This window comes from Neobacillus sp. CF12 (genome assembly GCF_030348765.1).
Taxonomy (GTDB): Bacteria; Bacillota; Bacilli; order Bacillales; family Cytobacillaceae; genus Neobacillus.
Genome location: NZ_JAUCEU010000007.1, coordinates 466190 through 479634, shown reverse-complemented (window position 1 = coordinate 479634; position 13445 = coordinate 466190). Strand labels below are relative to the sequence as shown.

Annotated in this window: 14 protein-coding genes and 1 riboswitch; of the genes, 9 read left to right on the top strand and 5 right to left on the bottom strand. The window is 37.5% G+C overall.

Features of this window, described 5'->3' with window-relative positions:
* The first annotated feature begins 15 nt into the window (after nt 1-15).
* The 5 genes from QUG14_RS02485 (at nt 16) to QUG14_RS02465 (ending at nt 4967) form a co-directional block, all read left to right on the top strand.
* A complete protein-coding gene (locus tag QUG14_RS02485; RefSeq protein WP_289338951.1) occupies nt 16-537 on the top strand; it encodes a methylated-DNA--[protein]-cysteine S-methyltransferase in 522 nt (173 codons plus the stop codon).
* Nucleotides 538-904: 367 nt separating this feature from the next.
* Nucleotides 905-1096 (top strand): spore germination protein, encoded by a 192-nt coding sequence (locus QUG14_RS02480; RefSeq protein WP_289338948.1) that lies wholly within the window; start codon nt 905-907, stop codon nt 1094-1096.
* Between the two features lie 107 nt (nt 1097-1203).
* The gene (locus QUG14_RS02475; protein WP_289338947.1) at nt 1204-2712 is read left to right on the top strand and encodes a spore germination protein; all 1509 of its coding nucleotides are present in this window, start codon (nt 1204-1206) and stop codon (nt 2710-2712) included.
* A 21-nt stretch (nt 2713-2733) separates the two neighbouring features.
* The gene (locus tag QUG14_RS02470) at nt 2734-3846 is read left to right on the top strand and encodes a GerAB/ArcD/ProY family transporter (RefSeq protein WP_289338946.1); all 1113 of its coding nucleotides are present in this window, start codon (nt 2734-2736) and stop codon (nt 3844-3846) included.
* Nucleotides 3843-4967 (top strand): Ger(x)C family spore germination protein, encoded by a 1125-nt coding sequence (locus tag QUG14_RS02465; RefSeq protein ID WP_289338943.1) that lies wholly within the window; start codon nt 3843-3845, stop codon nt 4965-4967. Before QUG14_RS02470 ends, QUG14_RS02465 begins: the two co-directional genes overlap by 4 nt.
* Nucleotides 4968-5020: 53 nt before the next feature.
* Here QUG14_RS02465 and QUG14_RS02460 read toward each other — a convergent pair whose 3' ends face one another.
* Both QUG14_RS02460 and QUG14_RS02455 read right to left on the bottom strand, forming a co-directional pair.
* On the bottom strand, nt 5021-6331 hold the full coding sequence (locus QUG14_RS02460) for a nucleobase:cation symporter-2 family protein (RefSeq protein ID WP_289338942.1): 1311 nt from the start codon (nt 6329-6331) through the stop codon (nt 5021-5023).
* Complete coding sequence (locus QUG14_RS02455) at nt 6331-6924, bottom strand: xanthine phosphoribosyltransferase (RefSeq protein WP_289338941.1); 594 nt, start codon at nt 6922-6924, stop codon at nt 6331-6333. Before QUG14_RS02455 ends, QUG14_RS02460 begins: the two co-directional genes overlap by 1 nt.
* 116 nt (nt 6925-7040) lie before the next feature.
* Nucleotides 7041-7142: riboswitch (purine riboswitch) on the bottom strand.
* A 211-nt stretch (nt 7143-7353) separates the two neighbouring features.
* Here QUG14_RS02455 and QUG14_RS02450 point away from each other — a divergent pair.
* Nucleotides 7354-8352, top strand: a complete 999-nt coding sequence (locus tag QUG14_RS02450; protein ID WP_289338940.1) for an NAD(P)H-dependent flavin oxidoreductase — start codon at nt 7354-7356, stop codon at nt 8350-8352.
* A gap of 21 nt (nt 8353-8373) precedes the next feature.
* Here the strand turns inward: QUG14_RS02450 and QUG14_RS02445 are convergent, their stop codons facing one another.
* Nucleotides 8374-8661 carry a hypothetical protein gene (locus tag QUG14_RS02445; RefSeq protein WP_289338939.1) on the bottom strand — a complete coding sequence of 96 codons (288 nt, stop codon included), beginning with the start codon at nt 8659-8661 and terminating at the stop codon, nt 8374-8376.
* Between the two features lie 261 nt (nt 8662-8922).
* Here QUG14_RS02445 and QUG14_RS02440 point away from each other — a divergent pair, with 261 nt between their 5' ends.
* Together QUG14_RS02440 and QUG14_RS02435 are read left to right on the top strand one after the other, a co-directional pair.
* Complete coding sequence (locus QUG14_RS02440; protein WP_289338938.1) at nt 8923-10113, top strand: glycine C-acetyltransferase; 1191 nt, start codon at nt 8923-8925, stop codon at nt 10111-10113.
* A gap of 58 nt (nt 10114-10171) precedes the next feature.
* Nucleotides 10172-11146 carry an L-threonine 3-dehydrogenase gene (locus tag QUG14_RS02435; RefSeq protein WP_289338937.1) on the top strand — a complete coding sequence of 325 codons (975 nt, stop codon included), beginning with the start codon at nt 10172-10174 and terminating at the stop codon, nt 11144-11146.
* A 271-nt stretch (nt 11147-11417) separates the two neighbouring features.
* Here the strand turns inward: QUG14_RS02435 and selD are convergent, their stop codons facing one another.
* Nucleotides 11418-12485, bottom strand: a complete 1068-nt coding sequence (gene selD, locus QUG14_RS02430; protein WP_289338936.1) for a selenide, water dikinase SelD — start codon at nt 12483-12485, stop codon at nt 11418-11420.
* Nucleotides 12486-12622: 137 nt separating this feature from the next.
* On the opposite strand from selD, the gene QUG14_RS02425 reads away from it, so the two are divergent.
* Complete coding sequence (locus QUG14_RS02425) at nt 12623-12862, top strand: Rdx family protein (RefSeq protein ID WP_353961056.1); 240 nt, start codon at nt 12623-12625, stop codon at nt 12860-12862.
* Nucleotides 12863-12958: 96 nt separating this feature from the next.
* Here QUG14_RS02425 and QUG14_RS02420 read toward each other — a convergent pair whose 3' ends face one another.
* Complete coding sequence (locus QUG14_RS02420) at nt 12959-13351, bottom strand: Hsp20/alpha crystallin family protein (RefSeq protein ID WP_289338935.1); 393 nt, start codon at nt 13349-13351, stop codon at nt 12959-12961.
* Between the last annotated feature and the right edge of the window lie 94 nt (nt 13352-13445).

The following is a 13445-nucleotide window of genomic DNA, read 5'->3' as shown; positions in this document are numbered from 1 at the left end:
ATGGAGGGGATTAAGATGAAACCTACACTATATTGGACGCAGTTGGTTTATGATAATTGGAAACTATATATGGCAGCAACTTCTAAAGGTCTCTGTTACGTTGGTTCGCAGGATAAACCCTTTGAGGAAATGGAGGTTTGGGTAAACAAACATTATCCAGGATGTCCATTGGTTCAAGATGATAACAACATGCAGCCCTATGTTGCTGAGTTTAAAGAATTCTTCCAGGGTGTACGTAATTCTTTTACCATTCCTCAAGAATTAATAGGAACAGATTTTCAGACAGAGGTTTGGAATGCACTTTGTAAAATTCCTTACGGAGAAACATGGACATATTCCGATATTGCAAATGCAATCCAAAGGCCATCTGCTGTCCGTGCTGTTGGTACGGCAATAGGGGCGAATCCTGTCCTATTAACTGTACCGTGTCATCGAGTGATTGGGAAGAACGGTAAACTTACAGGATTTCGCGGCGGGTTGGATATGAAGGAACAGCTATTAAAAATAGAAAAGGAAAACCTTCATCAGGTAAAGTGAGTTAGGATTTGATCATTGAGAAATTGAATAGAAATAAATGAAAAAGGCATGATATTCTTGGACATACTATTTAATATGATCTAAGAAAAATGAGGTGCTGATTTCATGGAGCAAATACAAGAAGTTAGATTTTGTGAAAACTGCAGCAGAGAAACTGTACATATGGTGAGAGAAGATCCATTGGAAATCGAATATATTTGCAAGGAATGCAACGATCACCAAGAACTGTTTAAGTCGTTTTTTTAGAAACCAATACGAAAAAAGCCAAAAGAGCCTGACTGCTGAAGGCTCTTTCATTTTGTTCGTTTGTTATGAACCCTAACCTAATGATTACATAACATAGTAGTAACACCAAGGAGGGGTTACTTTGGTCACGAATCATAATAATGTTTCAATTGGAACGATCTCTGGCGGTATTGTTAACTTTGGCGGAGCCATTTATATTTCACCCATCTCCATTACAAAAACAAATTCTGGTTCTGGAGAAAGTAACACAAGTCCGGATTCTGAAATGGACACCGAAACTGAGCCAATAATGAAATTTCCTAAGCGTTGCTAATATTAGCTTCGCTTTATTTTTTTGTCCCCAGAAATGAAGTGGTATAAAGAGGTTTTAATAGTAAATAATACGTAAGCGAATCTTTTTAACGATAGAGGGTGCTGGATTTGTTCTTTAAAAAGAAGCTGTTTTTCCCGAAAGGAAATTTACCAACTAAAAACCAGGATCCTATTCCAGATACAAGAGAAAAAATGTCATCTGAATTCAAAAAAAGACTGCAGCATAGTGCAGACATCTTAGAGAATGAAATAGGCAGTTCAGGGATCACCATATTCTCTATTGGTACATTAATCGATAAAACCATGTATCACGAGAATATTATTGATCCGATAAAAGACCTATCCTTCGATTCCATTCAAAACGTTATGGAGCAATTATCAATTGGTGAGATAGAAAAGTCGCATCAGATGGAAAAGGCAGTTAAAGGAGCTCTAGACGGAAATGTAATCATTTATTTGGAAGGAGAAGCCTCCGTCCTTTTAGCAAAAATCCCTTCCAGAGTTGGACGTTCATTAACATTTGCGGAGAATGAATCTCACGTTATTGGTCCTCAAATAGCCTTTAATGAAAGCCTAATGACGAATATATCCCTTATCCGAAATTACATAAAAGATCCGGATTTATGTGTTGAAGATTTTGTGCTAGGGAGCCGCACGAATAAATCTGGTTCCATTCTATATATCAATGGTATTGCCTCTGAACAAATGGTTAACACGTTAAGACAAAGAATCGATGGAATAAAAATAGATGGAATTCTTGATAGTTCAGTACTTATACAACTTATAGAAGATAAATCTTTATCCATTTTCCCGTTAATGTCGTTAACAGAACGTCCGGATCGAGTTTGTGATTTGCTATTAAAGGGGAAACTGGCGATATTGGTTGATGGCAGTTCATTGGCTATCATTTGCCCTCACACTTTCATGGAATTTTTTCAAGCTATGGAAGATAGTAATGTTAATTGGCAAATTGGAACATTCTACCGATTATTAAGACTTATCGCTTTATTTTTTTCCGTATTCCTTACCGCAATTTATGTTGCTTGTATCACCTTTCATTATGAAGTCATTCCGCAAACTTTGCTTATAACCCTTAGCGAATCAAGGGCAAGGGTACCATTTCCACCCATAATTGAAGCATTATTATTAGAATTTTTTCTGGAATTATTACGAGAAGCAGGAGCAAGATTGCCTACCAAAGTGGGGCAAACAATGGGTATTGTCGGAGGTATCGTAATTGGGACAGCAGCAGTAGACGCAGGGTTTACTAGCAACATTCTCATTATCATCATTGCCTTAGCTGCTCTTGGATCATTTGTAACACCGAGTTATTCAATGGGCAACGTCATTAGGCTATTGCGATTTCCTCTCATTATATTGGCTGGATTTTGGGGGTTATACGGAATTATGTACGGTTTCTGCTTTTTACTACTGCACCTGTTACGGCAATCGAGCCTAGGAAGTCCTTATTTAGCACCATTTTATCCTCCTCGTTTTGCAGACTGGAAGGACAGTATCATCCGACTGCCATTATCATTCACTTATAAAAGACCAGACCTAACAAGACCAGGAAACGAAAACAAATATGACCCTGAAAAAGCTAAAGAAAAAAATTGACCTTAGGTAGCAGGTGAACGTATGAAGGTTCAATACCAACCAAAACCACCATTTTTGTTAAGTACCTTTTTGTTAATTTTTATTATTCATGCTATCCAAGTGGGAATTGGGATACAGGGATTTCAACGTATTATCTTTATGGAAGCGAAGCAGGACGCTTGGATTTCGGTTTTGATCGCAGGTTTTGCCACTCATATTGTGGTTTTTATTATGATTAAAACTTTACAGTTATACGGCTCTACCGACATTTATGGAGTACACCATGATGTATATGGAAAATGGCTAGGAAAGGTATTTAATAGTATATATATCTTCTATTGCTTATGGATATTTTTGATCATTCTTAAAAACTATATAGAGGTCCTGCAAACATGGGTTTTCCCAACTGTCCCTGTCTGGTTGTTTTCATTGTCCATCCTGCTATTAGTCATTTATGCGGTGACAGGCGGGATTCGAATGATCGTTGGAGTTTGTTTTTTTAGCGTAGCGCTTTCCCTTTGGATGTTTGGATTCATTGGCTATCCTCTACGTTTTGCGGACTTTGATCAACTGCTCCCCGTGATGGAATCCAATTTTGGTTCCATTTTAAAGGGAGCTCATAAAATGACTCTTACAATAGTAGGTTTCGAAATCCTTTATGTTATTTATCCTTTTATGGAAAAGAAGGATAAGCTTCAAAAATATGCTCATATAGGAATCGCTGTAACCACGTTCGTATATTTAATCCTTATGCTAGTAGCACTTGTCTATTTTAGTCCCGGGCAATTGGAAAGTACCATTTGGCCAACTCTTTCTCTATTCAAAATTGTTAAGCTCCCATTTATAGAAAGAACTGAGTATGTTGCAGTAACTTTTTGGCTGCTTATCATTCTCCCCAATCTAATGCTCTATTTGTGGGCCGCTGTACGGGGGGTTAAACGCACTTTTGGAATTAATAAGATAGGTGTTTTGTTGGTTTTTACAACATGTATTTTTGTTATGAGTCTATTTATTAATACACGGGTAAAAATCAATCGTTTTAACAATTTCTTTGCTAGTGTAGCTTTCTATTTTACGTTTTGTTATCCACTCGTTTTATATGCTTTCGCTCTACTAAAGAAGATGTTGAATGCCTATAAGGAGAAAATGAAATGAAGAAAAAAGGATGGTTTTGTATTTCCTTATCCATTTTACTGCTTTGTGGCTGTGCTGAACCTAAAGTACTCGACAGATTAGGTCTCATTACAACAGTTGGATATGACTTAGGAAAAGAGGGATCCATTTTAGGAACTTTGGTTGAGTTAAAAATTGATCCTGAAGCACCCAAAGATGTTGTTATTGTGGAATCAGAGTCCCTAACGATTAGGGGAGTTATTACCAATGCCAATAAAAAAACCTCTAGGAGATTAACCTCGGGGCAGCTGCGAGTGATCATATACGGAGAAGAACTGCTAAAACAAGGTAAAACAAAGATAGCTAGTACATTAACCAGTGATCCTATCATTAGTGATATGACATTCTTAGCCATGACTGACGGTAAGGCAAAGGATTTGTTACATCTAAAACTTGAGCATATTCCTGATATTGGAATACATATTTTCAGGTTCATGGAACAAAATACAAAAGCGAAAACGATGCCTTCTTCAACATTGCAAGAGGTTTTACATACCCATTACACAGTAGGAAAAGAGCCAGTCATGCCTATTATAAGTAAAAACGGTAAAGAGGGTATTCTTTTTTCAGGTGTTGCCATGTTTAAAGGCGCTAAGTTAGTGGGAAAAATTAATACGGATCAAAGTTTTTATTTAGGATTAATAAATGATAAATATAAGTCTGGGAGTAAGGATGTTTTGATAGAAAGTGATTCCCCAAGTTTGACTGAAGGAAATGAAAGAACTCACAAAACGGTCGCAGCTCTAGATTCAATAGAGAGCGGTAGTGACATCAAGCTGATAAACAAAGATAAACCCGAATTTGATATTGATATAAAACTTAGCGCTAGATTACTTGAAGTAACGAGTTCGATTGATATTGGTAATCCACAAAATATGAAGTTGATTGAAACCGAAATAGAGAAGAGCATGAAAAAGGACATTGAAAAACTCATAGCTTATTGTCAATCTAAAGATTCAGATGTGTTTGGCCTAGGAGATACGTATAGAAGCGCTGTTCGTCACTCAAACCTTACGGATGAAAAATGGTACAAAATGTATAAGAATGCTAAAGTAAATATAAAGGTAGATTTTAGTGTCATAAGAACGGGACTCAATGAATGATAATGAAAAAGCTGCCAAGTTCATTTTGAACTTAGGCAGCTTTATTATTTCAATTAAGCAACACTTTGACTGCAAGTTTTTTGAGCTTGTTTTTGCTTAGCGGGATTCGCAACATTAAACACAATATTTAAGAAAATCGCAGTCAAGCTTCCAGCAACAATTCCGTTATTGGTTAAGATTTTTACGCTTTCTGGGAGTTGAGCAAAAAGGTCCGGAACAGCTGTTACACCAAGACCCATTCCCACAGAACAAGCGATGATTAAAAGATTTTCCTGAGAAGCAAATTCTACTTTACTTAACATTTTAATTCCATAGGCAATAACCATTCCGAACATGGCAACCATTGCTCCACCTAAAACAGGGGTAGGAATGACCGTTGTTAGAGCACCGATTTTAGGAACGAATCCTAAAACGATTAACATTGTACCCATTGTATAAATGACATTTTTCGTTTTGACACCTGAAAGCTGTAGTAGTCCAACATTTTGTGAGTAGGTAGTATACGGGAATGCATTGAACAGAGCACCTAACATAATCGCAAGTCCTTCTGCACGATATCCTTTAGCTAAATCACTTTCCTTAAGCTTTCTTCCAGTGATATCACTTAAAGCAAAGTAGACACCCGTAGATTCTACTAAACTAACAATCGCTACAAGAGTCATTGTAATAATCGGTGTCCATTCAAAGGTTGGCGTACCGAAATAAAAAGGCTTTACCATATGAAACCAAGAGGCATCACCAACTGCTGCAAAGTTTACCTTACCCATTAATGCTGCCGCAATTGTTCCACCCGCTAGACCAAGGAGAATTGCAACAGAACGAATAAATCCTTTTGTAAAACGATAGAGAAGAATGATAAATAATAAAGTTCCAAAAGCTAAACTGATATTTGAAAGACTTCCAAAATCAGGACTACCTTGTCCGCCAGCGATATTATTCATCGCAACTGGAATTAGGGTAATACCTATAATCGTAACAACCGAACCAGTCACAACAGGCGGGAAGAATTTAATTAATTTACTAAAGAAACTAGCAATAAGGACCACAATTAAACCAGAGATTAGAATCGAACCGTAAATAGCTGAAATACCGTATTCTCCGCCAATGGCAATCATTGGCCCAACCGCAGTAAATGTACATCCTAAAACAATTGGTAAACCAATTCCGAAAAAGCGATTCTGCCAAACTTGTAGAATGGTAGCAATCCCACACATTAAAATATCAATTGAGACCAAATAGGTTAACTGTTCTCCAGTAAGATTCAAAGCCCCACCGACGATAAGAGGGACGATTACAGCTCCTGCATACATCGCTAATACATGTTGAATACCTAAAGAGGCGATTTTGAACGGATGTTGTTTCATTAGACTAATTCCTCCATTTTCTCCATTTTAAAATTTACTTCTCCATTTGATAGAGAGGCGATTCTTGCTAATGATTCAACTCGTAATCCTTGCTCTTTCAATTTATCTGCACCTGGTTGAAATGATTTTTCAATAACAATCCCAATGCCAGCAACCTCAGCGTTCGCCTGATTTACCATATCTACCAAGGCGAGAGCAGCCTGACCGTTAGCAAGGAAGTCATCGATAATTAGGATCTTATCGTTTTCGTTTAAATATTTCCTTGCAATCGCGAGTTCATTTGTTTCATTTTTTGTAAAAGAATGAACACTTGCACTCAGAAGGTCATCCGTTAAGGTCACTGATTTTCTTTTTCGAGCAAAGATAACTGGAACATTCATATGTAATCCAGCCATCACAGCAGGGGCAATTCCTGAAGATTCAATCGTAACAATTTTCGTAATACCTTCATTAGCAAATCGCTGGGTAAACTCTTTGCCAATTTCATTCATTAATTGTGGGTCAATTTGGTGATTTAAAAACGAATCAACCTTCAATACATTGTCATTAAGGACTCTGCCATCCTTTTTTATCTTTTCTTCTAGTAATCTCATGTGATAATCCCCCTATGAATAAATAAAAAGCCCAAACGCCACTGCTCACATCAAACAAATTGAGTGAGGCAATGACATTTGGGCTTAATAACCAAATGTATGGACGCAAAATAGCGCCGTAAACATTACCCACTCATAGTCGGATTGTTAACGGCAATCCGGTAGAAACTTGCAGGCCATATCCCTGCGATTATACGAGTGAAACCTTATAAAATTAATCTCATTATAACATGGTGAAAAAGGATGGCAATGGTTTTTTTATCAAAAGGCGAACGATAGGTTTTTTTTTTGGTCCATTGTTCGTGTAATGAAAGCGCTTTATTCTTTATTCTAAAAGGTGTCACTCCATGATTGAATAACCATTCATTTTCCGTTACTATAATAATAGGAAGTTTATTCAGAAAATTCCAAACCTAAGGAGAGTCGACTATGCAAAAATCAATTCCTGAAAATTGGTGGAACCAGATGAGGCTGCCTGTTATTTCAGCACCGATGTTTTTGGTGTCAGGTCCAGAACTAGTTAAAAATTGCTGTTTAAATGGGGTAATCGGTTCATTTCCAGCCCCAAATGCAAGACCAATCGAGGTACTCGATCAATGGATGGGTCAGTTAAACGAAGAATTAGCAGAAGCTAGGATTGCAGATCCAGATCGAAAGATTGCACCATGGGCCATGAATATGGTTGTACATAGTACCTATAGCCGTCTTCAAGATGAAATAGCATTAATAAAAAAACACAAACCGCAATTGGTTATCACATCTCTAGGCAGCCCAAAACATGTGGTTGAAATTGTTCATGAATATGGTGGATTAGTATTTTCTGATGTAAGCGATTTAAAATTTGCTCGTAAAGCGGCCCAAACAGGTGTTGACGGTTTGATTTTAGTATCAAGTGGTGCTGGAGGACACGCTGGACAAATTAATAGCTTCGCGTTTGTTGATATGGTTCGCACTTTCTGGGAAGGGATAATTATCCTTGCAGGCGGTATCTCGACAGGAAAAGGGATATTAGCCGCTCAGGCAGCAGGGGCAGATCTGGCTTATATGGGAACAAGATTTATCGTTGCAACAGAAAGTATGGCAAATGATGAGTACCGTGAAATGCTTGTCCAATCAACACAGGAGGATATCATCCTAACTGATGCATTCTCTGGAGTAAAGGCAAATATGCTTATTCCAAGTATTATTAAGGAAGGCTTAGATCCAGCACAATTAGTGAAAAAAGAGAAAGTTGATTTTGATGGTTTGCAGGCAAATTCGGCTGCAAAAGCCTGGCGTGATATCTGGTCCGCAGGACATGGTGTCGGGGCAATAGATAAAATTGAATCCACTGCGGATATTATCAAACGCTTAGAAGGTGAATATCAAGACGCATTGGAAAAAGTAAACCAAAATTCTGCAAAACTAAGCAGATTATCAGTGAAATAATAATGAAAAGAACCTATCCCATTAACGGGAAGGTTCTTTTTTCTTTACTATGTTAATTACTTTATAGCCTGGCTTTATTTTCACTCGTTTTGTTTCTGATTCAGTTTTCACCTTATACATGGTGAACTTTTTTGGCTGGTGTTCAAGCATTTCTACTTTTTGAACCTGATCCTTATGGAAATATTTATGAATTTTTCGAATTTGTTTTTCTTGCTTCTCACCAAAAAGCCAATCATAAAGAAAAATAAAAATAAAGATAAAAATACTGCCAACGATAATTGTATAGATAAGTGATGAAATAGTTTCCACGTGTTACATCCTTTCTGGGGTGAATCAGACCTGTTCCCCATTATACCTTTTTTACTTGATTTAAAAAATAACCTGATTTCGAATTGGATAACCTAAAAACGAAAAAAATTTTAAAGAATGTCCTCTAGGTATGAACATTTCGGAAAAAATGTGATAAAGTATATTACAGAAATCCTTTTACACTGGTCTTTATCGACCTTTTAACTGTCCGTCTGAGACGGACAAATGTTTTTCTAAAAGCGACAATAAGGGGGAATTTATGTGTCCAGTACAATTTTGGAACAATTTTTAAATGAAAACCTTGAAGATTTAAAAGGTAAGGGTCTATATAATGTCATCGATCCATTAGAAAGTCCAAATGGTCCCATGATTACAATAAATGGTAAACAATTAGTCAATCTTTCTTCTAATAACTATTTAGGATTAGCAACAGACGAACGTTTGAAGCAAGCAGCATCTGAGGCCATTGAAACTTACGGTGTCGGAGCTGGAGCTGTTCGTACGATTAACGGAACATTAAAGCTTCACGTTGAACTAGAAGAGAAGTTAGCAGAGTTCAAACACACAGAAGCAGCAATTGCTTATCAATCTGGTTTCAATTGTAATATGGCAGCTATTTCAGCCGTTATGGATAAAAATGATGCAATTTTATCCGACGAATTAAACCATGCATCTATAATTGATGGCTGCCGGTTATCGAAAGCAAAGATTATCCGTGTCAATCATTCAGATATGGAAGATTTACGGGCAAAAGCGAAAGAAGCGAAAGAGTCTGGACAATACAACAAAATTATGGTCATTACCGATGGAGTATTCTCCATGGATGGAGACATTGCATTATTACCAGAAATCGTAAAAATTGCTGAAGAATTCGACCTCATTACATATGTAGATGATGCCCATGGCTCTGGTGTCCTAGGTGAAGGTGCGGGTACTGTAAAGCATTTTGGATTATCAGATAAAATTGACTTTCAAATTGGAACTCTCTCTAAGGCGATTGGCGTTGTAGGGGGCTATGTGGCAGGGAAAAAGAATTTAATTGATTGGTTAAAAGTCCGCAGTCGTCCATTCCTTTTCTCAACATCTTTAACACCAGCAGATGTGGCAGCCAGCAAAAGATCCATTGAAATTTTGATGGAAAGCAACGAACTTAACAAAAAGCTCTGGGAAAATGGCGATTACCTCAAAAAAGGTTTAAAGGAATTAGGTTTTAATATTGGAAATTCAGAAACTCCGATTACACCATGTATTATTGGCGATGAAGCATTAACACAGCAATTCAGCAAGCGTCTGAATGAAGAGGGAGTATATGCAAAAGCGATTGTATTCCCTACGGTTCCTCAAGGAACAGGACGTGTCCGCAATATGCCAACAGCCGCACATACGAAAGAAATGCTTGATCAAGCCATTGCTATATATGAGAAAGTCGGGAAGGAAATGGGCATTATTTAATTTTAGAAACCCTTTAATGGGCATGAATATATGACATAAGTGAAGAGGACGGAGAAGAATGAAGCGGATATTAATAACAGGTGCTTTAGGGCAAATCGGTTCTGAACTTACGCTTAAATTACGGGAAACGTATGGTACGGATAATGTAATTGCTACTGATATTAAAAAGAATGACAGTGAAGCAGCACAGGGAGGCCCCTTCGAAATTGTTGATGTAACAGACTTAAACAAAATGGGTGAAGTGGCAAAAAAATATAAAGTCGATACCGTTATGCACTTAGCCGCATTATTATCTGCCACTGCTGAGGCTAGGCCAGTGTTAGCATGGAATTTAAATATGGGCGGCTTGATGAATGCATTGGAGACAGCACGGGATCTTGAGGCTCAATTTTTTACACCAAGTTCAATCGGTGCATTCGGACCTTCAACTCCAAAGGAAAGTACACCACAGGACACGATTATGCGTCCCACGACGATGTATGGAGTGAACAAGGTAGCTGGAGAGCTTTTAGGCGATTATTATTTTCATAAATTCGGAGTCGACACTAGAGGACTAAGATTCCCTGGCTTAATTTCACATGTTGCACTGCCTGGTGGTGGAACTACAGATTACGCAGTTGAAATTTACTATGAGGCCATTAAAAATGGCAAGTATGCTTCTTATATTGATAAAGGTACCTACATGGATATGATGTATATGCCAGATGCGCTCAATGCGATTATCGATTTGATGGAGGCAGACCCATGCAAGCTTAAACACCGTAATTCTTTCAATGTGACAGCAATGAGCTTTGATCCAGAAGGAATTGCCAATGAAATTAAGAAACATATACCTGGATTTGAATTAACCTATAATGTTGACCCTGTTCGTCAAAGAATTGCCGATAGTTGGCCAAATTCCATTGATGCAATAGCCGCAGAAGAAGAGTGGGGCTTTAAATTCGAATATGACTTGGCGAAGATGACGCAGGATATGATTAATAAACTAACAAATAAATTGACCGTGAACAAAACCAAAGCAAGCGGAATCTAATAATTTTTTAAAGATGACCTGATATTTATTCGGTCATCTTTTTTATTTCAAATTTTACTAACTAAATCAATTTGTATGAACTGTACGGTTATTTGTAGAACCTGTACGCTTTTTTGTATGAACTGTACGGTTTATTGTAAAAACTGTACGCTTTTTTGTATGAACTGTACGGTTTATTGTAAAAACTGTACGCTTTATTGTAAAAACTGTACGGTTCTGCAAAGCACACATCCTGTTTAAGCAAAAAAACAGCGTAGCTCATGCCACGCTGTTATCTTTTCGCATAAATTAATTTTTCTTTCTTCTCGGTAACTCTGCCAACAATAGCAGCATGGTGCTTTCCAACTGAATGCAAGTTGTCCACATATTTGACAGCTTCTTCTTCACTAATGGAAACTAGAAGTCCACCAGAAGTGATGGCATCACATAATACTAATTGTTCCTCAAGGGATAGATCCTCATAGTCGACTTCGTTAAGGATCCATTTATGATTAGATTTTGACCCACCTGGAACAACGCCATCTCTCGCTAACTCCAGTGCACCTTCAAGGATTGGAACCTTCGAGTAGAAGATTTCAAAACTGACATTACTTCCTCGTGCCATCTCACTGCTATGTCCCAACAATCCAAATCCCGTTACGTCCGTAACAGCGTGAGGATGATAATATGTTAACCATTCTGCAGCCGTTTTGTTTAACTCAGCCATTGTTTCCGTAACAATTTGTTCTTGTAGAGGGGTAACAACACTGCGTTTAATGCCCGTAGTGATAATTCCTACACCAATCGGCTTCGTTAACACCAATACATCACCAGGTTTTGAACCAACATTCTTCCAAACCTTATCTGGATGAACAATACCCGTAACAGAAAGGCCAAATTTCGGCTCTTGGTCATCAATAGAATGACCTCCTACCGTTAATGCTCCAGCTTCTTTTACTTTATCTGCTGCACCGCGAAGAATATCCGAAAGCATTTCAGCGCCAAGTTTCTTTATTGGATAACCAACAATATTTAGAACTGTTTTCGGTTCGCCGCCCATGGCATAAACATCGCTTAATGCATTAGCAGCGGTAATTTGTCCAAACATATATGGATCATCCACAATGGGGGTAAAGTAATCAACCGTTTGAATGAGGGCAATCGAGTCCGTTAACTGATAAACACCCGCATCATCTGAGGTTTCATGTCCAACTAATAATTCTGGAACAGGTTCTTGCTTAGGTAATAGACGCAAAACTTGCGCCAGGTCTTCAGGACCAATTTTACAGCCTCAACCAGCTTTCGTTGATAAAGAGGTTAGGCGAATTTTCTCTTGCTCACTCAATAGTTCCACCTCCATTCATTAGTATAACTGTTTCTAGTCAAAATCGCACATACTATAGAAGCAAAAGATTTGCATAGGTATATATTCGTACGATAAAATGTTTTTACTATAGCGATGTAGAAAATTACTACCAGTTGTAATGGAGGAGTAAAATGAACATTTATCAAATAACTGTTGAATTTTGCATGCAATGAAACTACGCACCAAAAGCCGCGAGTTTCGCGGAAGAACTGTTTACACACTTTAACCGAAAGATTGGAAAAATGGAGTTAATTCCTGTCTCAGGTGGAGCATTTGAAGTAACCGTCAATGGGGAGAAGATTTATTCCAAACTAGATACAGGTGTGTTCCCTGACACCGAAGATATTATTAACAAAATTTCAGAAAAATAAAAATGACCCTCATATCTAATTAGGTATGAGGGTCTATTGTTTTCTATAATCATATTATGTTAACTCATATACAAAAGATTTTGCCATAAGAAAACCTTAAGGCAGTGTAATATAGCAATTTTTACCTAGACCTTTTTCAGACTTCGAAATCAGAACCTCTAATATTCCATTAATATAATTTACTGTTACTTTTTGATTAATAACCTGAAAGGGGAACTGAATAGTCCGAATTCTTTTTTGTTGATTAGTCGGTGTGGAAGATTTATCCGCAGTAATAACCAACTTCTTATCTTCTATAAAGACTTTAATTTCAGAACTGGTATATTCGTTAAGTAACGCCTCAACAATCCATTCTTGATCTGTTTCGTATAAGTCAATTCGAAATTGTGTCAAGTCATCTTGTGTCGTTAAGGGATCGAGGCAGTAGTTTTCCAACCACTTTTCCACAAGGTCAAAATCAATCGGCTGAATATTTTTTTTGGATTTCATAACAATCCCCCTTGCTCGGTTTATTTTATTCATGCGAAATTAAAAGGTGAAATGATATAATAGGACTAAGTAGGAATAGTAAAGGAGTTTTGGT

Coding starts and splice junctions, on each gene's coding strand:
- QUG14_RS02485 (WP_289338951.1), top strand. CDS start 16: ATGAAACCTACACTATATTGGACGCAGTTGGTTTATGATAATTGGAAA.
- QUG14_RS02470 (WP_289338946.1), top strand. CDS start 2,734: ATGAAGGTTCAATACCAACCAAAACCACCATTTTTGTTAAGTACCTTT.
- QUG14_RS02465 (WP_289338943.1), top strand. CDS start 3,843: ATGAAGAAAAAAGGATGGTTTTGTATTTCCTTATCCATTTTACTGCTT.
- QUG14_RS02460 (WP_289338942.1), bottom strand. CDS start 6,331: ATGAAACAACATCCGTTCAAAATCGCCTCTTTAGGTATTCAACATGTA.
- QUG14_RS02455 (WP_289338941.1), bottom strand. CDS start 6,924: ATGAGATTACTAGAAGAAAAGATAAAAAAGGATGGCAGAGTCCTTAAT.
- QUG14_RS02450 (WP_289338940.1), top strand. CDS start 7,354: ATGCAAAAATCAATTCCTGAAAATTGGTGGAACCAGATGAGGCTGCCT.
- QUG14_RS02435 (WP_289338937.1), top strand. CDS start 10,172: ATGAAGCGGATATTAATAACAGGTGCTTTAGGGCAAATCGGTTCTGAA.
- QUG14_RS02420 (WP_289338935.1), bottom strand. CDS start 13,351: ATGAAATCCAAAAAAAATATTCAGCCGATTGATTTTGACCTTGTGGAA.